Source organism: Klebsiella sp. PCX, from assembly GCF_021869705.1.
GTDB lineage: Bacteria > Pseudomonadota > Gammaproteobacteria > Enterobacterales > Enterobacteriaceae > Klebsiella > Klebsiella quasipneumoniae.
The window spans coordinates 3,551,719-3,572,368 of record NZ_CP091527.1 but is presented as its reverse complement, the minus strand read 5'-3'; the positions used below and the strand labels follow the sequence as shown (position 1 = coordinate 3,572,368).

At 58.6% G+C, this 20,650-nt stretch carries 17 protein-coding genes; 12 read left to right on the top strand and 5 right to left on the bottom strand.

Translation table 11 applies throughout. From position 1 onward, the window contains the following. Position 1 precedes the first annotated feature (1 nt). Positions 2 to 934: a LysR family transcriptional regulator gene (locus GQR96_RS16965; RefSeq protein WP_017899320.1), complete on the bottom strand. Its 933-nt coding sequence runs from the start codon at positions 932 to 934 to the stop codon at positions 2 to 4. A 213-nt stretch (positions 935 to 1,147) separates the two neighbouring features. Here GQR96_RS16965 and GQR96_RS16960 point away from each other — a divergent pair, with 213 nt between their 5' ends. Together GQR96_RS16960 and GQR96_RS16955 are read left to right on the top strand one after the other, a co-directional pair. Then, positions 1,148 to 1,492 (top strand): DUF3302 domain-containing protein, encoded by a 345-nt coding sequence (locus tag GQR96_RS16960; protein WP_017899321.1) that lies wholly within the window; start codon positions 1,148 to 1,150, stop codon positions 1,490 to 1,492. Between the two features lies 1 nt (position 1,493). Further along, complete coding sequence (locus GQR96_RS16955; protein WP_004201644.1) at positions 1,494 to 2,630, top strand: HlyD family secretion protein; 1,137 nt, start codon at positions 1,494 to 1,496, stop codon at positions 2,628 to 2,630. 34 nt (positions 2,631 to 2,664) lie between these two features. On the opposite strand, the gene setB is transcribed toward GQR96_RS16955, so the two are convergent. After that, positions 2,665 to 3,846, bottom strand: a complete 1,182-nt coding sequence (gene setB, locus GQR96_RS16950) for a sugar efflux transporter SetB (RefSeq protein WP_048325162.1) — start codon at positions 3,844 to 3,846, stop codon at positions 2,665 to 2,667. Positions 3,847 to 4,182: 336 nt separating this feature from the next. Between setB and fruB the strand changes: the two genes are divergently transcribed. From fruB to fruA, 3 genes are read left to right on the top strand one after another with little or no spacing between them, the layout of a single operon-like run. After that, entirely contained in the window at positions 4,183 to 5,313 is a 1,131-nt protein-coding gene (gene fruB / locus GQR96_RS16945; protein WP_004201642.1) for a fused PTS fructose transporter subunit IIA/HPr protein, read from the top strand. Beyond that, entirely contained in the window at positions 5,314 to 6,252 is a 939-nt protein-coding gene (gene fruK / locus GQR96_RS16940) for a 1-phosphofructokinase (protein WP_002912941.1), read from the top strand. Between the two features lie 16 nt (positions 6,253 to 6,268). Beyond that, positions 6,269 to 7,963, top strand: a complete 1,695-nt coding sequence (gene fruA, locus GQR96_RS16935) for a PTS fructose transporter subunit IIBC (RefSeq protein WP_004201641.1) — start codon at positions 6,269 to 6,271, stop codon at positions 7,961 to 7,963. 52 nt (positions 7,964 to 8,015) lie between these two features. Here the strand turns inward: fruA and nfo are convergent, their stop codons facing one another. Together nfo and GQR96_RS16925 are read right to left on the bottom strand one after the other, a co-directional pair. Continuing rightward, positions 8,016 to 8,870, bottom strand: coding sequence for a deoxyribonuclease IV (gene nfo, locus GQR96_RS16930; RefSeq protein WP_049004215.1), 855 nt, complete (start codon positions 8,868 to 8,870; stop codon positions 8,016 to 8,018). A gap of 71 nt (positions 8,871 to 8,941) precedes the next feature. Further along, positions 8,942 to 9,991 (bottom strand): YeiH family protein, encoded by a 1,050-nt coding sequence (locus tag GQR96_RS16925; RefSeq protein ID WP_004201639.1) that lies wholly within the window; start codon positions 9,989 to 9,991, stop codon positions 8,942 to 8,944. Between the two features lie 265 nt (positions 9,992 to 10,256). Here GQR96_RS16925 and yieE point away from each other — a divergent pair, with 265 nt between their 5' ends. The 3 genes from yieE (at position 10,257) to cirA (ending at position 15,048) form a co-directional block, all read left to right on the top strand. Continuing rightward, complete coding sequence (yieE, locus tag GQR96_RS16920) at positions 10,257 to 11,123, top strand: DNA-binding transcriptional regulator YeiE (protein ID WP_004201638.1); 867 nt, start codon at positions 10,257 to 10,259, stop codon at positions 11,121 to 11,123. Between the two features lie 181 nt (positions 11,124 to 11,304). Then, positions 11,305 to 12,774 (top strand): amino acid permease, encoded by a 1,470-nt coding sequence (locus tag GQR96_RS16915; protein WP_004201637.1) that lies wholly within the window; start codon positions 11,305 to 11,307, stop codon positions 12,772 to 12,774. Between the two features lie 300 nt (positions 12,775 to 13,074). Continuing rightward, entirely contained in the window at positions 13,075 to 15,048 is a 1,974-nt protein-coding gene (gene cirA, locus GQR96_RS16910) for a catecholate siderophore receptor CirA (RefSeq protein WP_023318747.1), read from the top strand. A gap of 70 nt (positions 15,049 to 15,118) precedes the next feature. On the opposite strand, the gene fghA is transcribed toward cirA, so the two are convergent. Further along, positions 15,119 to 15,952, bottom strand: coding sequence for an S-formylglutathione hydrolase (fghA, locus tag GQR96_RS16905; protein WP_004201634.1), 834 nt, complete (start codon positions 15,950 to 15,952; stop codon positions 15,119 to 15,121). 360 nt (positions 15,953 to 16,312) lie between these two features. On the opposite strand from fghA, the gene folE reads away from it, so the two are divergent. From folE to mglB, 4 genes are all read left to right on the top strand, one after another. Beyond that, positions 16,313 to 16,981 carry a GTP cyclohydrolase I FolE gene (gene folE, locus GQR96_RS16900; RefSeq protein WP_004201633.1) on the top strand — a complete coding sequence of 223 codons (669 nt, stop codon included), beginning with the start codon at positions 16,313 to 16,315 and terminating at the stop codon, positions 16,979 to 16,981. A gap of 15 nt (positions 16,982 to 16,996) precedes the next feature. Beyond that, positions 16,997 to 18,154: a DUF418 domain-containing protein YeiB gene (yeiB, locus tag GQR96_RS16895; RefSeq protein ID WP_069734077.1), complete on the top strand. Its 1,158-nt coding sequence runs from the start codon at positions 16,997 to 16,999 to the stop codon at positions 18,152 to 18,154. A gap of 155 nt (positions 18,155 to 18,309) precedes the next feature. Then, on the top strand, positions 18,310 to 19,332 hold the full coding sequence (gene galS / locus GQR96_RS16890) for an HTH-type transcriptional regulator GalS (RefSeq protein WP_017899327.1): 1,023 nt from the start codon (positions 18,310 to 18,312) through the stop codon (positions 19,330 to 19,332). A gap of 295 nt (positions 19,333 to 19,627) precedes the next feature. Then, entirely contained in the window at positions 19,628 to 20,626 is a 999-nt protein-coding gene (gene mglB / locus GQR96_RS16885; RefSeq protein ID WP_004201626.1) for a galactose/glucose ABC transporter substrate-binding protein MglB, read from the top strand. The last annotated feature ends 24 nt before the right edge of the window (positions 20,627 to 20,650 follow it).

Below are 20,650 nucleotides of genomic sequence, written 5' to 3'. Positions count from 1 at the left end.
CTTAAAGCAGCAAATGAGACAGGTTTTTGATATGGACGCTGAGGCCGTCCAGCAGCGCCTGGACGCGCAGCGGAAGAATGTCCCGTCGCTGGTAGATAAGCCAGGCCTGCAGATCGATACAGCGCTCCTTTTTCAGACAGGGAACCAACTGTCCTGCCGCCAGCTCGGTGGCGAGTGAATAGTAGGGCGCATAAACGATCCCCATCCCCAGCTTCGCCAGCTCCACCGCCGGCAGCGTGTTATCGCACACGAATCCCCCCTTTACCGTGAGATTAAGCGGTTTGCCGTTTTTGCTTTTGAAGGTCCAGATATTGTCGCTGCCGCCCAGCATACGCAGGGTGATGCACTCATGATCCACCAGCGCCTCCGGTTCGGCGATAGGGTGTTGCGCGAGGTAATCCGGGGAGGCGAAGACGCCGGTACGAAAGCGGGTAAACGGGCGGGCGATGAGGTTTTCATTCTGTGGCTTAAAGGGGCTTATCAGCAGATCGCAGTCGCTATTGAAAATGGCGCCGTATTTCTGTTCCCGCTCGCTGGCGTTGCGGGTGACCAGATTGATCTGCAGCTCCGGCAGCGTTTTTCTTAGCGCTGGCAGAATATAGCGCCCGAGAAACTGGTGGATGCCGATGGGCGCTCCAAGGGTGACAACGCCCTGCAGTGTGTTCTTATAACGGTCGGCGAGGTTGATAAGCTGCTCATGCTGCGCAAGAACGGCGCTGCTGGCGTGAATAAACTGCTCGCCGAACTCGGTACGCACCAGTTCCCTGGCGGTGCGCAGAAAAATAGCCAGACCGACTTTCCGCTCCACGCTGGTCAGCGTCCGTGAGACGTTAGACTGGGGCATATTCAGGCGCTGGGCTGCCCGGCTTACGCTGGCGGTTTCGGCGATGGCGCAGAGGATCCTCAGCTCGTCCATTTTAAAGTCTTTCAACATCTTATCGCTGCCTGATATTAATGATATATCAAAAATGATATACCAGTTTGGCTGAATTGCCATGTGATTTATTGATCCGCTGAACGTATGATGGCCTTTGCGTTGAACAGTCGTTTATTTAAGGAAATCTGTGCGTTTTATTGCTTCTTTTGTGGTTCTCGACGTGATTAAAAATAACGATCTTCCCGCTGGCTTACTGAGTGTATATGCACCATGCTGCTTAATTATTTTGCTTTGTTTGTATTAATACTGGTATTTCTCATATTGTTTTATGGAGTTATTATTATCCACGATATTCCCTATCACATCGCGCAAAAACGCCAGCATCCCCATCAGGACGCGATTCATGTAGCAGGCTGGATAAGCCTGTTTACCCTGCATGCTATCTGGCCTTTTCTGTGGATCTGGGCCACGTTGTACCGGCCTGATCGTGGCTGGGGGATGGCCTCACAGACCGAAGGACATCAGCAGCGAGCGGAGCTGGAGAAACGCATTGCGTTACTTGAAGCGGCATTAAAAAACAGCCAGCAGGCGTCGGTGGAGAATAGCGAGAAATAATATGGATCTGTTAATTATCCTTTGCTATGTCGCCATTGCCTGGGGCGTGTTTAAAATATTTCGCATTCCAGTAAATAAATGGACGATCCCCACCGCTATATTAGGCGGAATAGTGATCGTCGGTGCACTAATATTAACGATGAACTATAACCACCCCTATACGATGCGAGCGCAAAAAATTGTCGTCTCCATTCCGATGGTGCCGCAGGTATCAGGCGAGGTGGTGGAGGTGACCAGTAAAACCAATGTGTTAATGAAGAAGGGCGAACTGCTGTTTCGCATCGACGATACCCGCTACCGCGCACGGCTGAACAAGCTGAAAGCCGATCTGGCGGCCGAGGAGGCCACGCTGCGGGCGAAGCAGGCAACCATTGACGATGCCAGCGCCAGAGTACAGCAGGCGCAGGCGGAGTACGACCGGGTCACCCGCGACTACCAGCGCTATGCCCAGGGAGCGGCCATGCCGGTGAATCCTTTTTCGGAACAGGATGTGACCCATGCCAGGCAGCAGGTGCAGATCCAGTCGGCGGTACTGCAGGCGGCGAAAGCGCAATTACAAAACGCCCGAGAGCAGGTATCCGGACGCTACCACGGGCTGGATGCCAATATTGCCAGCCTGAAATCGCAGATCCTTGAAGCGGAGTATAATCTGGCGCAAACCGTGATTCGCGCGCCGAGCGACGGCTACGTCACCCAGCTTCTGGCGCGGCCGGGGATGACCGCGGTGCGTCTGCCCTTCAAGCCGGTGCTGGTGTTTATTCCCCAGCAAAAGCGCCAGGTGGTGGCGGTATTCCGCCAGAATTCGGTCCTGCGTCTGACGGCCGGGGATAGCGCGGAGGTGGTGTTTAACGGTCTGCCGGGCAGCGTCTACAGCGGTAAGGTATCGCGGGTGTTGCCGACCGTCCCGGACGGCAGCTACCAGGCCAGCGGCGCGCTGCAAGGACTGAACGCCGGGGCAGGGAAAGAGGGCATTTACGTGCTGATCGACCTCGATCCCCATCCGGAAGTGGAACATTTACCGGACGGGGTCAGCGCCCAGGCGGCGGTGTATACCGATTATTTTGCCCATGTGTCGATTATGCGCAAAGTGCTGCTGCGCATGACCAGCTGGCTGCATTATCTCTATCTGGATCATTAATCCCCATTGCCCGGCTCCGGCCGGGCAACCTTATCTAGACGTCCCTGATCCGCCACAGGCAGGCCTGCGTGGCGATCCCCATGACCAGCGCAATCCAGAACACCGCATGATAGCTCCAGATCTCTGCCACCACGCCCGCCAGTGAGCCGGCGATGATCCAACCGACGCGGGTGGTATTGGTGTAGAGGGTGGTGGCAGCGCCTGCCTGCCCGGGCATCAAATCCTGGAAATAAAGCATGCCAATCCCGGCGAGGATCCCAATATAGATGGCGTTCAGCACCTGCATCGCCAGCAGCAGCCCCGGCGTATGCACCGTCAGCATACCCACATAAAACAGCACCCCAGCCACCGCGGAGAGGCGCATCAGAAAGCGTTTACCGAAGCGCCGGGCATAGTAACCGGCAATCAGCATGGTGGGGATTTCCAGCCCGGCGGCGGTACCCATCATCAGGCCGGCCAGCTTCTCCGGCAGATGCAGCTCGTTAATGATAAACAGCGGCATATTAATGATGTACAGGCTGTTCGTGCCCCACATCAGCGTGCAGATGCTGAACAGCAACAGCGCATCGCGGCGGTGCGTGCGCGGGGCTTCCAGCCGGCCGGTCGCCACCGCCTTCGCTTTGCGCATGCTGGGCAAGAACAGCCAGACCATAATCCCGCAGACGATAAACGCCGCCGCGGCGCTGAGGTACATCGCGGTAAAGCCAAACCCCATGGCCAGCGCATAGGCCAGCGGGGGACCAATCACCCATGCCAGGGAAACCTGGGCGCGCAAAATGGAGCTGAACATTACCGCTTCGCGGCCGGTTTTGTCGGCATGCTCGCGCGCGAGGGCGAACATCTGTGGGTTGGCGGTCGAACCAAAGCTGCTGAGGAAGACGCCGACGAACAGCAAAATGAAGTAGTTCCGGTTCCAGGCAAACAGCACGCAGGCCAGCACTCCCAGCAGGCAGCAGACGACAATCAGCTGCTTGCGGTCGCCCTGACGGTCAGAACGTCCGGCGAGGAACTGGCTGACCAGAATGCCTATGACGGCGCTGCCGGTAAAAAAGAAACCCACCATCGCCGGGCGGACGTGTACTTCATTGGTCAGAAACAGGCTCAGGGTCGGCGTCTGCAACGCCCCGGCAATGCCCGTCAGAAAGGCGACGATAAGGAAGGCGGAAGAGGTGACATCGAACCCGCGTCGGGGAAGGGCGGCGCTTCGGTTTTCCATGTGTTTGGTTTTCTGTAGTTTCAGGAGACGGCGCGGAGTTTACGCCTGCTGGCTGAAAATAAACAGTAGTATGGCACGAATAATTAAAAAGGCGTTTCAAAATACAAGGTTCAGCAAAAAGCTGACGCTTACCCCAGCCAGGCGCCAGGGCTTCAGCAAAAGTGTGCAGTACCTCTAAGTTCTGCAATCAAGTCGCTGACGTACCTTGCGCATTGAGCAAGAAAGGTACAAAATTCTTGAAACGTTTCAGCGTCATTCGACATATCGTTCACCGTCAGATGGCGCCTTTTTTCTCAAGTTAGCTGAAACGATTCAATTCAGCAGGAGAGGAGAACCATGTTCCAGTTATCTGTGCAGGATATTCATCCCGGCCAGCAGGCCGGTAATAAAGAAGAGGCCATCCGGCAGGTCGCCGCCGCGCTGGTCAGCGCCGGCAACGTGGCCGATGGCTACGTGAACGGCATGCTGGCACGCGAGCAGCAGACCTCGACCTTCCTCGGCAACGGGATCGCGATCCCGCACGGCACGACGGATACGCGTGATCAGGTGCTGAAGACCGGCGTTCAGGTGTTTCAGTTCCCGCAGGGCGTCACCTGGGGCGAAGGGCAGACCGCCTATGTGGCGATCGGGATTGCCGCCAGCTCAGATGAACACCTCGGCCTGCTGCGTCAACTGACCCACGTGTTGAGCGATGACGCCGTCGCCGCCCAGCTGCAGTCCGCCACCACCGCGGAAGAGCTGCGTGCGCTGCTGATGGGAGAGAAACAGAGCGAAGCGCTGAAGCTGGATAACGAGACCCTCAGTCTCGACGTCGCGGCCAGCGATCTGCTGACCCTGCAGGCGCTGAACGCCGCGCGTCTGAAAGAAGCAGGCGCGGTGGATTCCGCCTTCGTTAGCCACGTCATTAACGATACGCCGCTGAACCTCGGTCAGGGCATCTGGCTGAACGACAGCGCTGAAGGCAATCTGCGCAGCGCCGTGGCGGTCAGCCGCGCCGCCACCGCCTTCACCCGCGACGATCAGCCGGTTTCCCTGCTGGTCACGGTGGCGATGACCGACGAGCAGCCAACCGCGGTGCTGAACCGCCTGAGCAAGCTGCTGCTGGACAAGAAAGCTGACCATCTGCTGAAAGCCGACGCCGCCACCGTGCTGGCGCTGCTGACCAGCGACGACGCGATTGCCGAAGATGTGCTGAGCGCCGAATTTGTGGTGCGCAATGAGCATGGCCTGCATGCCCGTCCGGGCACCATGCTGGTCAACACCATTAAACAATTTTCCAGCGACGTCACCGTCACTAACCTCGACGGTTCCGGCAAGCCGGCCAACGGTCGTAGCCTGATGAAGGTCGTGGCGCTGGGTGTGAAAAAAGGTCACCGTCTGCGCTTTACCGCGCAGGGTGAAGATGCGCAACAAGCGCTGGATGCGATTGGCGAAGCGATCGCCGCAGGCCTTGGGGAGGGCGCATAAATGAGCAGACGTGTAGCAACCATTACTTTAAACCCGGCGTACGATCTGGTGGGCTTCACCCCGGAGATCGAGCGCGGTGAAGTGAACCTGGTGCGTACCACCGGCCTGCACGCCGCCGGGAAAGGCATCAACGTGGCGAAAGTGCTGAAAGATCTTGGCATTGACGTCACCGTCGGCGGCTTCCTGGGGAAAGACAACCAGGATGGCTTTCAGCAGCTGTTCAGCGAGCTGGGGATCGCCAACCGTTTCCAGGTGGTGCAGGGCCGGACCCGCATCAACGTTAAGCTGACGGAAAAAGATGGCGAAGTGACCGATTTCAACTTCTCCGGCTTCGAAGTGACCCCGGGCGACTGGGAACGCTTCGTCAACGACTCCCTGAGCTGGCTCGGGCAGTTCGATATGGTCTGCGTCAGCGGCAGTCTGCCGTCCGGCGTCAGCCCGGAGGCCTTTACCGACTGGATGACCCGTTTGCGCAGCCAGTGCCCGTGCATCATTTTCGACAGCAGCCGCGAAGCGCTGGTTGCCGGACTGAAAGCGGCGCCGTGGCTGGTGAAACCGAACCGTCGCGAGCTGGAAATCTGGGCTGGCCGTAAGCTGCCGGAGATGAAAGACGTTATCGACGCCGCCCATGCGCTGCGCGAGCAGGGGATCGCTCACGTAGTGATTTCCCTGGGCGAAGAGGGCGCGCTGTGGGTGAACGCCTCCGGCGAGTGGATTGCCAAACCGCCTTCAGTCGAAGTGGTCAGCACCGTTGGCGCCGGCGATTCGATGGTCGGCGGCCTGATTTACGGCCTGCTGATGCGTGAATCCAGCGAGCATACCCTGCGCCTGGCGACCGCTGTCGCTGCCCTGGCCGTCAGCCAGAGCAATGTAGGGATCACCGACCGTACCCAGTTGGCCGCGATGATGGCGCGCGTCGACTTACAACCCTTTAATTGACAGCAGGAGAGGCATAATGAAAACGCTGCTGATTATTGATGCCGGACTCGGACAGGCGCGCGCCTATATGGCGAAAACCCTGCTGGGCGCCGCCGCGCCAAAAGCGCACCTTGAACTGATTGATAACCCCAACGACGCCGAACTGGTGATTGTTCTCGGGTCGGCGCTGCCCACTGACAGCGCGCTGAACGGCAAACAGGTTTTCCTCGGCGATATTAATCGCGCCGTGGCGCACCCGGAGCTGTTCCTGAGCGAAGCCAAGGGCCATGCGACGCCGTACGCGGCGCCTGCCGCCGCGGCAGTCCCGGCGGCCACCAGCGGACCGAAACGTATTGTCGCGGTCACCGCCTGTCCGACCGGCGTTGCCCATACCTTTATGGCCGCTGAAGCCATTGAAACCGAAGCGAAAAAACGCGGATGGTGGGTGAAAGTGGAAACTCGCGGCTCCGTCGGCGCGGGCAATGCTATCACCCCGGAAGAGGTGGCCGAGGCGGATCTAGTGATCGTCGCCGCTGATATCGAAGTCGACCTGGCGAAATTCGCCGGCAAGCCGATGTATCGCACTACCACCGGTCTGGCGCTGAAGAAAACCGCCCAGGAGCTGGACAAAGCGGTGGTGGAAGCCAAACCGTACCAGCCTTCCGGGAAACCTCAGGCTGCTGGCGAAGGTAAAAAAGAGTCGGCGGGCGCCTACCGCCACCTGCTGACCGGCGTCTCCTACATGCTGCCGATGGTGGTGGCGGGCGGCCTGTGTATCGCGCTCTCCTTTGCTTTCGGGATCAAAGCGTTTGAAGTAAAAGACACCCTGGCGGCGGCGCTGATGCAAATCGGCGGCGGCTCGGCCTTCGCGCTGATGGTGCCGGTGCTGGCGGGCTTTATCGCCTTCTCTATTGCCGACCGTCCGGGTCTGACCCCGGGTCTTATCGGCGGTATGCTGGCGGTCAGCGGCGGCTCCGGCTTTATCGGCGGGATCATCGCCGGTTTCCTTGCCGGTTACGTGGCGAAAGCCATCAGCACTAAGCTGAAACTGCCGCAGAGTATGGAAGCGCTGAAGCCAATCCTGATCATTCCGCTGGTTTCCAGCCTGATCGTGGGCCTGGCGATGATCTACCTGATCGGTAAACCGGTCGCCGGTATCCTCGCCTGGCTGACCCACTGGCTGCAAACCATGGGCACCGCCAACGCGGTTCTGCTGGGCGCGATCCTCGGCGCGATGATGTGTACCGACATGGGCGGCCCGGTGAACAAAGCGGCCTATGCCTTCGGCGTTGGCCTGCTGAGTACCCAGACATACGCGCCGATGGCGGCGATCATGGCGGCCGGTATGGTGCCTCCGCTGGCGATGGGTGTCGCGACGCTGGTTGCCCGCAATAAGTTCGACAAAGGGCAGCGGGAAGGGGGCAAAGCCGCGCTGGTTCTTGGCCTGTGCTTTATCTCTGAAGGGGCGATTCCTTTTGCCGCCCGTGACCCGATGCGCGTGCTGCCTTGCTGTATCGTCGGCGGCGCGGTAACCGGCGCTATCTCGATGGCAATTGGCGCAAAACTGATGGCGCCGCACGGCGGGCTGTTTGTTCTGCTGATCCCGGGGGCGATTACGCCAGTGCTGGGCTACCTGCTGGCGATTGTCGCCGGGACGCTGGTGGCGGGCCTCTCCTACGCGGTGCTGAAACGCCCGGAAGCGCAGGTAGCGGAAGTCGAAAAAGCGGCATAATCTCTCCGCAATAAAAAGGGCCGACTGTTCGGCCCTTTTTTTATGTCTCTGTTTACGCCACTTCGGCGATCTGCTGCGCCCGCAGCCAGGCTATCTCTTCCGCCCAGATATCCGGGTTGATGGTTTCCAGAATCAGCGGAATGCCGTCGAAGCGGCTGTCCTGCATGATCCAGCTGAAGCAGTCGTGGCCGATGTTGCCTTCCCCCAGACTATGGTGACGGTCAACCCGGCTGCCAAAGGCGCTCTTGGCATCGTTGAGGTGCATGCCGCGCAGATACTGAAAGCCGACGATACGCTCGAAGTCGGCAAAGGTCTTCTCGCAGGCTTCGGCGCTGCGCAGGTCGTAGCCGGCGGCGAAGGCGTGGCAGGTATCGATGCAGACGCCGACGCGGGATTTATCTTCCACGCCGTCGATGATGGCCGCGAGATGCTCGAACTTAAAGCCGAGGTTGCTGCCCTGGCCGGCGGTGTTTTCGATCACGGCGGTGACGCCTTCGGTCTTGGCCAGCGCGATATTGATCGATTCGGCGATGCGCGCCAGGCACTCCTCCTCCGGGATCTGCTGCAGATGGCTGCCGGGGTGGAAGTTGAGCAGCGTCAGCCCCAGCTGCTGGCAGCGGGTCATCTCATCGATGAAGGCATCACGGGATTTTTCCAGCGCTTCTTCCACCGGATGGCCGAGGTTAATCAGGTAGCTGTCGTGCGGCAGGATCTGCCCGGGGCCAAAGTGATACTTTTCACAGGCGGCTTTGAATTCGGCGATGGTCTCGTCGCTGAGCGGCGCGGCGCGCCACTGGCGCTGATTTTTGGTGAAGAGGGCGAAGGCGGTTGCTTCGATTTCGGCGGCGCGAATGGCGGCATTGGCCAGTCCACCTGAGGCGCTCACGTGCGCTCCTACGTATTTCATAAAAAAACTCCAGTTAAAGCCGCTGGGGGGTGGGTAATGATAGCGGCTTAACTGGAGAAAGATGTAGTGCTTTATGCCATCAGGCTGTGGATCGCGACGTTAATGGCCCCACCGCCGACAATCAACCAGACGAACAGCATCAGCGCCATCAGCAGCGGTTTCGCCCCGGCTTTTTTCAGCGCGCTGACGTGAGTGGTCACCCCAAGAGCGGCCATGGCCATCGCCAGCAGGACGGTATCCAGCGTCACCAGCATATCCACTACCGCTTTCGGCAGCAGATGGAAGGAGTTAAACACTGCCACCAGGATGAACATAATGGCAAACCACGGAATGGTGATTTTGCTTTTCTCGCCGTTACCCGCCGGGGTCAGCTGTTTAACACGCGCCGCCAGGAACAGCAGGAACGGGGCCAGCATCATCACGCGCAGCATTTTAGCGATAACCGCGGCATTCTCCGCATCCGGGCTGACCGCATGGCCGGCGGCGACGACCTGCGCCACTTCATGCATGGTGGAACCCATATAGATCCCGTAGGTCTCCGGGGTAAACCAGTGCGCCAGCAGCGGGTACATCGCCGGGTAGAGGAAGATGGCGATGGTACCGAAGATCACCACCGTGGCGACGGCGACGGTCACTTTACTGGCTTCGGCTTTGACCACCGGCTCGCTGGCGAGCACAGCTGCAGCGCCGCAGATGCTGCTGCCGGCGCCGATCAGCCAGCTGGTGTGCTTATCGAGCCCAAACACTTTCTGGCCCAGGAAGCAGGCGATGAAAAAGGTGCTGGAGAGCGTCAGAACGTCAATCAAAATACCGCTCACGCCGACGTCGGCAATCTGGGCGAACGTCAGGCGGAAGCCGTAGAGGATGATCCCCAGGCGCAGCAGATGCTGTTTGGCGAAGATCACCCCGCCGTCGCAGGGTTGCCAGATTTTCGGATAGACCGTGTTACCGACGACCATCCCGAACAGGATAGCGAGGGTCAGGGCGCTGAAGCCCGCCCCGGCAATGGCCGGAAAGCTACCGGCCCACAGGGCGGCGCCGGTCAGGGCGGCGGTCAGCGCCAGGCCTGGGACAAAATGCCACAGGGAACGATGTTTGGTGGGTAAAGTGAGTGCTGTCATAACCTTCTCCTTTGTCTGCCTAAAGGTTACGCCGCGCGGGATTAAATATAAAATTGATTATATGTTTATAATCAATCGTAATAAGTGGTTAATGACCGCTTTGCCGGTGACAATGGGGCAGGGGAGTGAGGCGCGGAGGCGAGCTGTTCTTGTCAGCAAGACGATGATTTTGTGACGTAAGGGGATTTTCCTTCCATCAGCCGCCTCGATTTGTGTCACCATAGTAAGAAAGGTTATTCAGACTGGATTACTCAACGGGTGGGTTATGCATATTACGCTGCGGCAGCTGGAAGTGTTCGCCGAAGTCCACAAGAGTGGGTCGACCACTCAGGCGTCACAGATGCTGGCGCTTTCGCAATCTGCGGTCAGCGCCGCGCTGACCGATCTGGAAGGGCAGCTCGGCGTACAGCTGTTCGACCGCGTCGGCAAGCGGCTGGTGGTCAATGAGCATGGACGGCTGCTCTATCCGCGCGCCCTGGCGCTGCTGGAGCGGGCCCTGGAGATCGAGCAGCTGTTTCGCGGCGACAACGGGGCGATTCGGGTCTACGCCAGCAGCACCATCGGCAACTATATTATGCCGGAGATCATCGCCCGCTATCGCCATGACTTCCCGGATCTACCGGTTGAGCTGAGCGTGGGCAACAGCCTGGACGTGATCAACGCCGTTGCCGACCTGCGGGTGGATTTCGGTCTGATCGAGGGGCCGTGTCATGCCGCCGATATTATTGCCGAGCCGTGGCTGGAAGATGAGCTGGTGGTGTTTGCCGCGCCTGACTCGCCGCTGCTGGCGGGGGAGGTGACCCTGCAGCAACTGGCCGAGGCGCCGTGGATCCTGCGCGAGCATGGATCCGGCACCCGGGAGATTGTCGATTACGTTCTGCTGTCGCATCTGCCGGCGTTTCATCTGGGGATGGAGCTCGGCAACTCGGAGGCGATCAAACACGCGGTACGCCATGGGCTGGGGATCAGCTGCTTATCGCGGCGGGTGATTGCCGAACAGCTGGCCTCCGGCACGCTGGCGGAGCTGAAAGTGCCGCTGCCCCGGCTGACGCGCACGCTATGGCGGATCCACCACCGGCAGAAGCATATTTCTAAAGCATTACAACGTTTTCTGCAGTATTGCCAGGTGTAGCGATCCGGCTTTATCGCCTGATAATGGTGGGGGGAATTTGCTGGCAATTCCGCAGGTTAGTGCTTTACTAATAATTTGCGGTCGATCATGAAGCTCTCTTATAACTTTGCATTTGTACCGGATGGAACCCCGATCGTCTGCTACAATCGCGCCTCATTTTTTGGATGGATAGCATTATCACATGGTTTCGGAAACTAAAACCACAGAAGCGCCCACGCTACGTCGTGAACTGAAGGCGCGCCACTTGACCATGATCGCCATCGGCGGTTCCATCGGTACGGGTCTTTTTGTTGCCTCTGGCGCAACGATTTCGCAAGCAGGTCCCGGCGGGGCGCTGCTGTCTTATATTCTGATCGGTCTGATGGTCTATTTCCTGATGACCAGCCTGGGTGAACTGGCGGCGTTTATGCCGGTGTCCGGTTCCTTCGCCACCTACGGGCAGAATTATGTTGAAGAGGGCTTTGGCTTCGCGCTGGGCTGGAACTACTGGTACAACTGGGCGGTAACGATCGCCGTTGATCTGGTGGCCTCGCAGCTGGTGATGAGCTACTGGTTCCCTGACACCCCGGGCTGGATTTGGAGCGCCTTGTTCCTCGGCATTATGTTCCTGCTGAACTGGATCTCGGTGCGCGGCTTTGGCGAGGCGGAATACTGGTTCTCGCTGATCAAAGTGGCCACCGTCATTATCTTTATCATCGTCGGCGTGATGATGATTGTCGGCATCTTCAAAGGGGCGCAGCCTGCCGGCTGGAGCAACTGGGGGATCGCGGATGCGCCGTTTGCCGGCGGCTTCTCGGCGATGATCGGCGTGGCGATGATTGTCGGCTTCTCCTTCCAGGGCACCGAGCTTATCGGTATTGCCGCCGGTGAGTCTGAGAACCCGGAGAAGAACATTCCGCGCGCGGTGCGCCAGGTCTTCTGGCGTATCCTGCTGTTTTACGTCTTCGCGATCCTGATTATCAGCCTGATCATTCCATATACCGATCCGAGCCTGCTGCGCAACGACGTTAAAGATATCTCCGTCAGCCCGTTCACGCTGGTCTTCCAGCACGCCGGTCTGCTGTCGGCGGCGGCGATCATGAACGCCGTTATCCTGACGGCCGTTCTGTCGGCGGGTAACTCGGGGATGTACGCCTCTACGCGTATGCTGTATACCCTGGCCTGCGACGGCAAAGCGCCTCGCATCTTCTCGAAGCTGTCGCGTGGCGGCGTGCCGCGCAACGCCCTGTACGCGACCACCGTTATCGCGGCGCTGTGCTTCCTGACTTCGATGTTCGGTAACCAGACGGTGTACCTGTGGCTGCTGAACACCTCCGGGATGACGGGCTTTATCGCCTGGCTGGGGATTGCCATCAGCCACTACCGTTTCCGTCGCGGCTACGTCCTGCAGGGTAACGATCTCAATAACCTGCCGTATCGTTCCGGGTTCTTCCCGCTGGGGCCGATCTTCGCCTTCGTGCTGTGCCTCATCATCACCCTGGGACAGAACTATGAAGCGTTCCTCAAGGACACCATTGACTGGGGCGGTGTGGCGGCGACCTACATCGGTATTCCGCTGTTCCTCGTCATCTGGTTTGGCTACAAACTGGCGAAAGGCACCCGCTTCGTTCGTTACAGCGATATGACCTTCCCGGACCGCTTTAAGCGTTAATCCCGGCGGTGATACAGCATAAGCCCTCTGATACAGAGGGCTTTTTTTATGTCCGCGCAGTTACAGCCTGACACAATTCTTCATAATTATATTGATAATAGAAATCATTATCTTTATCATTTCCGACCATTACGGATGAAGCCACTCCCCCGTCTCTGCCATGTGTACAGACTGACATCGGGCGACCAGCCACATCGACAAGAAAACAGCGAGTCTACCGCCGACAGAGCGGCAGGCCGCCAGCGCGTGTGAGCAGCACCTTTTTTGTTTGTTTGGTTGTACACCTCATGGAGATTTGGAATGTTCAGGTTAAACCCTTTTATCCGGGCGGGATTGTCTGCGTCCGTCGTATCGTTGGCGTTTCCGGCCCTGGCCGACGTGAATGAAGAAACGCTGGTGGTGACCGCCTCGGCGACTGAACAGAGCGTCAAAGACGCGCCGGCGAGCATCAGCGTCATCACTCAGCAGGATTTGCAGCGCAAGCCGGTCCAGAACCTGAAAGACGTACTGCGCGATGTGCCCGGGGTCCAGCTCACCAACGAAGGGGATAACCGCAAAGGCGTCAGCATCCGCGGTCTGAGCAGCAGCTATACCCTGATCCTGGTTGACGGCAAGCGCGTCAACTCGCGGAACGCCGTCTTCCGCCACAACGACTTCGACCTTAACTGGATCCCGGTGGATGCCATCGAACGTATCGAAGTGGTGCGCGGCCCGATGTCTTCCCTGTACGGCTCCGATGCGCTCGGCGGCGTGGTCAACATTATTACCAAAAAAATCGGCCAGAAATGGACCGGGACGCTGAGTGCTGATACCACCATCCAGGAGCACCGCGACCGCGGGGATACCTGGAACGGCCAGTTCTTCACCAGCGGCCCGCTGATCGACGGCGTGCTCGGGATGAAGGCCTACGGCAGCCTGGCGAAACGCGCCAAGGACGATCCGCAGTCCTCCAGCAATGCCACCGGCGAAACGCCGCGCATCGAGGGCTTCACCAGCCGCGATGGCAATGTTGAATTCGCCTGGACGCCGAACGACAGCCACGATTTCACCGCGGGCTATGGCTTTGACCGCCAGGATCGCGACTCCGATTCCCTTGACCGCAACCGCCTTGAGCGTGAGAACTACTCCCTGAGCCATAACGGCCGCTGGGATATGGGCAACAGCGAGCTCAAGTTCTACGGCGAAAAGGTGGATAACAAAAATCCGGGGCAGAACGGGACCATCACTTCGGAAAGCAATGCCATCGACGGCAAGTACGTTCTGCCGCTGGACATGATTAACCAGCTGGTGACCTTCGGCGGCGAATGGCGCCACGACAAGCTGAAAGATCCGGTCAACCTGAGCAGCGGCGGTCAGTCAACGTCGGCCAGCCAGTACGCCCTGTTTATTGAAGACGAATGGCGCATCATCGAGCCGCTGGCGCTGACCACCGGCATTCGTATGGACGACCATCAGACCTATGGCGATCACTGGAGCCCGCGCGCCTATCTGGTGTATAACGCCACCGATACCGTCACCGTTAAAGGCGGCTGGGCGACGGCGTTTAAAGCCCCGTCCCTGCTGCAGCTTAATCCCGACTGGACCACCAACTCCTGCCGCGGCTCGTGCAGCATCGTTGGTAACCCGGATCTAAAACCGGAAACCAGCGAAAGCTTCGAGCTCGGTCTCTACTACCGCGGGGAAGAGGGCTGGCTTGAAAATGTCGAAGGCAGCATCACCACCTTCCAGAATAATGTCGACGACATGATCGATGTTCTGCGCACCTCCAGCGCCAGCGAAGCGCCGGGCTACCCGAACTTTGTCGGCTGGAAAACCGTCAACGGCAAGCGCGTGCCGATCTTCCGCTATTTCAACGTCAACAAAGCGCGCATCAAAGGGGTGGAGACCGAGGTGAAGATCCCGTTTGGCGATGAGTGGAAGCTGACGGTGAACTACACCTACAACGATGGTCGCGATCTGAGCAACGGCGGCGACAAACCGCTGCAGACGCTGCCGTTCCATACCGCCAACGGCACGCTCGACTGGAAACCGCTGGATGACTGGTCCTTCTACGTGACGGCCAACTATACTGGCCAGCAGCGCGCGGTGAGCGCCACCGGCAAAACGCCGGGCGGCTATACCCTGTTTGACGTCGGCGCGGCGTGGCAGGTCACCAAGAATGTGAAACTGCGCTCCGGGGTGCAGAACGTGGGCGATAAAGATCTTAGCCGGGACGACTACAGCTATACCGAAGAGGGCCGTCGCTACTTTATGGCGGTGGATTATCGCTTCTGATTGCCGGCGCTAAAACGCGTCCTGTAGGCCTGAACATGCGCCGCGAAGCAGCTTCGCGGCGCATTTGCGTTTAGCCAAAGAGATGCTGCGCATGGAAGCGCAGATGGTCTTCAATAAACGAGGCAATGAAGTAGTAGCTGTGGTCGTAACCGGGCTGGATGCGCAGCGTTAACGGCCAGGCCTTCTGCCGCGCGACCTCCGCCAGTACCGCCGGCTGCAACTGTCCGGCAAGGAATGGATCGCTGTCGCCCTGATCGATAAGCGTTGGCACAGCGTCCGCCGGCTGGCTGGCCTGCATCAGGGCGCAGCTGTCCCAGGCGTGCCATGTCGATTCATCGGCGCCGAGATAGGCGGTAAACGCTTTCTTACCCCACGGCACCTGGGAGGGATTGACGATCGGCGCGAAGGCGGAGACGCTGACGTAGCGGCCGGGATTGTTGAGCGCCATGATAAGCGCGCCGTGACCGCCCATCGAGTGGCCGCTGATGGCGCAGCGGTCGCCGATGCTAAACTCGCTGCGGATAATCGCGGGCAGTTCGTCGCGCAGGTAATCGTACATTCGGTAGTGCGCCGCCCAGGGCGCCTGGGTGGCGTTCAGGTAGAAGCCGGCGCCTTGCCCCAGATCGTAACTGTCGTCGTTGGCCACCTCGTCACCGCGCGGGCTGGTATCCGGCATCACCAGCGCGATGCCCAGCTCGGCGGCAATGCGCTGCGCGCCCGCCTTGGTGGTAAAGTTTTCATCGTTACAGGTCAGCCCGGACAGCCAGTACAGCACCGGCGGCGGCGTTTCGCGCTCAGGCGGTAAAAAAATGCTGAACGTCATGGCGCAGTTCAGGACAGGGGAGTGATGACGCCAGCGTTGTTGCCGGCCGTCAAAACAGCGATGCTCTTCAAGCAGTTCCATGCAAGGCTCCTCGGAAGGGGTGTGCGCGTAAACGTTCATAATACAGATATTTCATTAGCCGGTGAGCAACTTTCACTTTCTCCTTTTGAGAACTTACTGCATCATTAATGCAACTTATAGCCAACATGCCGGTGTAGCGATGGCGCTTATGGATGCGTACAGCGGTTGGATCATTCCGGATTCGGCGGTAGGGATTTGGCGCCGCGCTTGAGGCGAGACTTCGCGCCTTAATAAAAGGCAGCGCCAATTTCAATAATTATCGTTACGGCTACTGGATTCTGTGCGCCGCCTCACGCACAATGAATACAAACTTTGCCCCCAGAAAAAGCAAAGAGCGCCACACCTGCAGGAGAAACCCAAATGTCATCACTGAGTAAAGAAGCCGTCCTCGTTCATGAAGCGCTGGTCGCTCGTGGGCTGGAGACGCCGATGCGTGCGCCAGTACAAGAAATTGATAACGAAACACGCAAGCGTTTGATTACCGGTCATATGACCGAGATTATGCAACTGCTGAATCTGGATCTGAGTGATGACAGTCTGATGGAGACCCCGCATCGCATCGCCAAAATGTATGTCGATGAGATCTTCTCCGGACTGGATTATTCTCGCTTCCCGAAAATCACCGTCATTGAAAACAAAATGAAGGTCGATGAAATGGTCACTGTACGCGATATCACCCTGACCAGCACCTGTGAACACCATTTCGTCACCATCGATGGTAAAGCGACGGTAGCCTATATCCCGAAAGATTCGGTGATTGGCCTGTCGAAAATCAACCGTATCGTGCAGTTTTTCGCCCAGCGTCCGCAGGTCCAGGAGCGTCTGACGCAGCAGATCCTGATCGCGCTGCAGACGCTGCTCGGCACCAGCAACGTGGCGGTATCCATTGACGCGGTGCATTACTGCGTGAAAGCGCGCGGCATCCGCGACGCGACCAGCGCCACTACCACCACCTCCCTCGGTGGCCTGTTCAAATCCAGCCAGAATACCCGCCAGGAATTCCTGCGCGCAGTACGTCACCACAGCTAAAACGGAGCAGGGTACATGGAGAGAAATGTCACGCTGGACTTTGTCCGCGGCGTCGCCATCCTCGGTATCCTGCTTCTCAATATCAGCGCCTTCGGCTTGCCGAAGGCCGCTTACCTCAATCCGGCCTGGTCAGGAAGCGCGACCCTCAGCGATACCTGGACCTGGGCGCTTCTCGACCTGCTGGCGCAGGTGAAATTTCTCACCCTGTTCGCACTGCTGTTTGGCGCCGGTCTGCAGCTTCTGCTCCCCCGCGGAAAACGCTGGATCCAGTCGCGCCTGACCCTGCTGGCGCTGCTTGGTTTCATTCACGGTCTTTTCTTCTGGGATGGCGATATTCTGCTGGCCTACGCCCTGGTGGGGCTGGTGAGCTGGCGCATGGTGCGCGAGGCGCAGCATGTCAAATCGCTGTTCAACACCGGGGTGGTGCTCTACCTCACCGGCATTGCGGTGCTGGTCCTGCTGGGGATGATCTCCGGACCCGCAGCCAATCGCTCCTGGGTCCCGGACGCGGCCAATCTGCAGTATGAGCAGTACTGGAAGCTACACGGCGGCATGGAGGCGGTCAGCAACCGGGCGGATATGCTGTCGGACAATCTGCTGGCGCTCGGCGCGCAGTATGGCTGGCAGCTGGCGGGGATGATGCTGATAGGCGCGGCGCTGATGCGCAGCGGCTGGCTGAAAGGGCAGTTCAGCCAGCGTCACTATCGGCGCACCGGCGTGCTGCTGGTGGCGGCCGGGATGGCGGTGAATGTGCCGGCCATCGTCGCCCAGTGGTATCTGGCCTGGGACTATCGCTGGTGCGCGTTTTTACTGCAGGCGCCGCGTGAACTGAGCGCCCCGCTGCAGGCTATCGGCTATGCCTCGCTGGCCTGGGGCTACTGGCCGCAGCTCTGCCGTTTCCGCCTGGTGGGGGCTATCGCCTGCGTTGGACGCATGGCGCTGACCAACTATTTGGTGCAGACCCTGATCTGCACCACCCTGTTTTATCATCTCGGGCTGTTTATGCGCTTCGATCGTCTGCAGCTGCTGGCCTTTGTTCCCCCCATCTGGGCCGTAAACCTCCTTCTGTCATCACTCTGGCTGCGCCGCTTCCGCCAGGGGCCGGTGGAATGGCTGTGGCGTCAGTTAACCCTGCGTGCGTCAGGGACATCATTGAAAGATACATCCAGATAACGATCTCGATCACAATCATTAACAAAACGGATGTAAACGTTTCCAGCCGTGTGACCTCACTCACGTAGCGGACCGCGGGTCGCTGCCAGAATAGCCTCCTTGCTGAGCACAGGAGGTGAATGTGACGTGCTGTAATTCTCTTAAGGTCGCTGAGTATGATCACCATTCGTGATGTCGCCCGCCAGGCGGGCGTATCCGTGGCCACCGTGTCGCGGGTGCTAAACAACAGCGCGCTGGTGAGTCCGGATACGCGCGACGTCGTGATGAAAGCGGTGACCCAGCTGGGCTACCGGCCAAACGCTAATGCCCAGGCGCTGGCCACCCAGGTCAGCGATACCATCGGCGTGGTGGTGATGGACGTCTCCGATGCCTTCTTCGGCGCGCTGGTGAAAGCGGTGGATACTGTCGCCCAGCAGCATCAGAAGTATGTGCTGATCGGCAACAGCTATCACGAGGCGGAAAAAGAGCGCCACGCCATCGAGGTGCTGATCCGCCAGCGCTGCTCGGCGCTGATCGTCCATTCGAAAGCGCTCAGCGATGCTGAACTGAGCGACTTTATGCAACATATCCCGGGGATGGTGCTGATCAACCGCATCGTGCCGGGCTTTGCCCATCGCTGCGTGGGTCTCGACAACGTCAGCGGCGCGCTGATGGCTACCCGCATGCTGCTCAATCACGGCCACCAGCGCATCGGCTATCTCTCCTCAAATCACGGCATTGAAGACGACGATATGCGCCGGGAAGGGTGGAGCAAAGCGCTGCAGGAGCAGGGCATCATCGCCCCGGACAGCTGGGTCGGGTCCGGCTCCCCGGACATGCAGGGCGGCGAAGCGGCGATGGTCGAACTGCTGGGGCGGAATCTCGGCCTCACCGCCGTGTTCGCCTATAACGACAGCATGGCGGCCGGCGCGCTGACAACGCTAAAGGATAACGGCATTGTCGTGCCGCAGCATCTGTCGCTGATTGGCTTTGATGATATTCCTATTTCCCGTTACACCGATCCTCAACTGACCACCGTGCGCTATCCGGTGATGTCGATGGCGAAGCTGGCCACCGAGCTGGCGCTGCTGGGGGCGGCTGGCAAGCTGGATCGCGAGGCGACGCACTGCTTTATGCCGACCCTGGTGCGCCGTCACTCCGTTGCCCAGCGGCAAACTGTGGGGCCGATCACTAACTGAAGCGGCAGCGGGATGTAACCGCTTTCAATTTGTGAGTAAATTCACAGTATATTAACATTCGCCTGATTATGATGGCAGCGTTTACCAGTCTGAACCACAAGGTGATGGGAAATCCTCACTTTTACTATTAGGAACAAGGCGTTAAACGAGTATTAGAGTCGTATTTTCCTGGAGCGTTACCCGACACGGAAGACCGAATTTTCGTCGTGAAATGCGTTGTGCGGTAACACTAATGCAACAAGTCCCGCCCGCACTTTTCACAAAAATGACCCTGCATAATAAAACCGGAGATTCCATGAATAAGAAGGTGTTTACCCTCTCTGCTGTAATGGCTGGTCTGTTATTTGGCGCCGCAGCACACGCAGCAGATACCCGTATCGGCGTGACGATTTATAAATATGACGACAACTTTATGTCGGTGGTGCGTAAGGCGATTGAAAAAGATGGCAAATCCGCGCCTGACGTCCAGCTGCTGATGAATGACTCGCAGAATGACCAGTCGAAACAAAACGATCAGATTGACGTGCTGCTGGCGAAAGGCGTGAAAGCCCTGGCGATCAACCTGGTTGACCCGGCTGCGGCGGGAACGGTCATCGAAAAAGCGCGCGGGCAGAATATTCCGGTGGTGTTCTTCAACAAAGAGCCTTCCCGTAAAGCGCTGGATAGTTATGACAAGGCTTACTACGTCGGTACCGACTCGAAAGAGTCCGGGATTATTCAGGGCGATCTGATCGCCAAGCACTGGAAAGCAAACCCGAACTGGGATCTGAATAAAGACGGCCAGATCCAGTACGTCCTGCTGAAAGGCGAGCCGGGCCATCCGGATGCGGAAGCGCGTACCACCTACGTTATCAAAGAGCTGAACGATAAAGGTCTGAAGACCCAGCAGCTGCAGATGGACACCGCTATGTGGGATACCGCCCAGGCGAAAGACAAAATGGACGCCTGGCTCTCCGGCCCGAATGCGAACAAGATTGAAGTGGTGATCGCCAACAATGACGCCATGGCGATGGGTGCGGTTGAAGCGCTGAAAGCGCACAACAAGAGCAGCATTCCGGTGTTCGGCGTTGACGCCCTGCCGGAAGCCCTGGCGCTGGTGAAATCCGGCGCGATGGCCGGTACCGTGCTGAACGATGCTAACAACCAGGCGAAAGCGACCTTCGAGCTGGCGAAAAACCTTGCCGACGGAAAAGAGGCGGCGGCAGGCACCAACTGGAAAATTGACAACAAGATTGTTCGCGTCCCCTACGTGGGGGTCGATAAAGACAACCTGAGCCAGTTTACCGGCAAATAATCGTGATGTGAGTTGCGGGCGTGG

Coding starts and splice junctions, on each gene's coding strand:
- galS (WP_017899327.1), top strand. CDS start 18,310: ATGATCACCATTCGTGATGTCGCCCGCCAGGCGGGCGTATCCGTGGCC.
- GQR96_RS16915 (WP_004201637.1), top strand. CDS start 11,305: ATGGTTTCGGAAACTAAAACCACAGAAGCGCCCACGCTACGTCGTGAA.
- GQR96_RS16965 (WP_017899320.1), bottom strand. CDS start 934: ATGTTGAAAGACTTTAAAATGGACGAGCTGAGGATCCTCTGCGCCATC.
- yeiB (WP_069734077.1), top strand. CDS start 16,997: ATGGAGAGAAATGTCACGCTGGACTTTGTCCGCGGCGTCGCCATCCTC.
- fruA (WP_004201641.1), top strand. CDS start 6,269: ATGAAAACGCTGCTGATTATTGATGCCGGACTCGGACAGGCGCGCGCC.
- fruB (WP_004201642.1), top strand. CDS start 4,183: ATGTTCCAGTTATCTGTGCAGGATATTCATCCCGGCCAGCAGGCCGGT.
- mglB (WP_004201626.1), top strand. CDS start 19,628: ATGAATAAGAAGGTGTTTACCCTCTCTGCTGTAATGGCTGGTCTGTTA.
- nfo (WP_049004215.1), bottom strand. CDS start 8,870: ATGAAATACGTAGGAGCGCACGTGAGCGCCTCAGGTGGACTGGCCAAT.
- fghA (WP_004201634.1), bottom strand. CDS start 15,952: ATGGAACTGCTTGAAGAGCATCGCTGTTTTGACGGCCGGCAACAACGC.
- GQR96_RS16955 (WP_004201644.1), top strand. CDS start 1,494: ATGGATCTGTTAATTATCCTTTGCTATGTCGCCATTGCCTGGGGCGTG.
- fruK (WP_002912941.1), top strand. CDS start 5,314: ATGAGCAGACGTGTAGCAACCATTACTTTAAACCCGGCGTACGATCTG.
- GQR96_RS16960 (WP_017899321.1), top strand. CDS start 1,148: ATGCTGCTTAATTATTTTGCTTTGTTTGTATTAATACTGGTATTTCTC.
- yieE (WP_004201638.1), top strand. CDS start 10,257: ATGCATATTACGCTGCGGCAGCTGGAAGTGTTCGCCGAAGTCCACAAG.
- cirA (WP_023318747.1), top strand. CDS start 13,075: ATGTTCAGGTTAAACCCTTTTATCCGGGCGGGATTGTCTGCGTCCGTC.
- GQR96_RS16925 (WP_004201639.1), bottom strand. CDS start 9,991: ATGACAGCACTCACTTTACCCACCAAACATCGTTCCCTGTGGCATTTT.
- folE (WP_004201633.1), top strand. CDS start 16,313: ATGTCATCACTGAGTAAAGAAGCCGTCCTCGTTCATGAAGCGCTGGTC.
- setB (WP_048325162.1), bottom strand. CDS start 3,846: ATGGAAAACCGAAGCGCCGCCCTTCCCCGACGCGGGTTCGATGTCACC.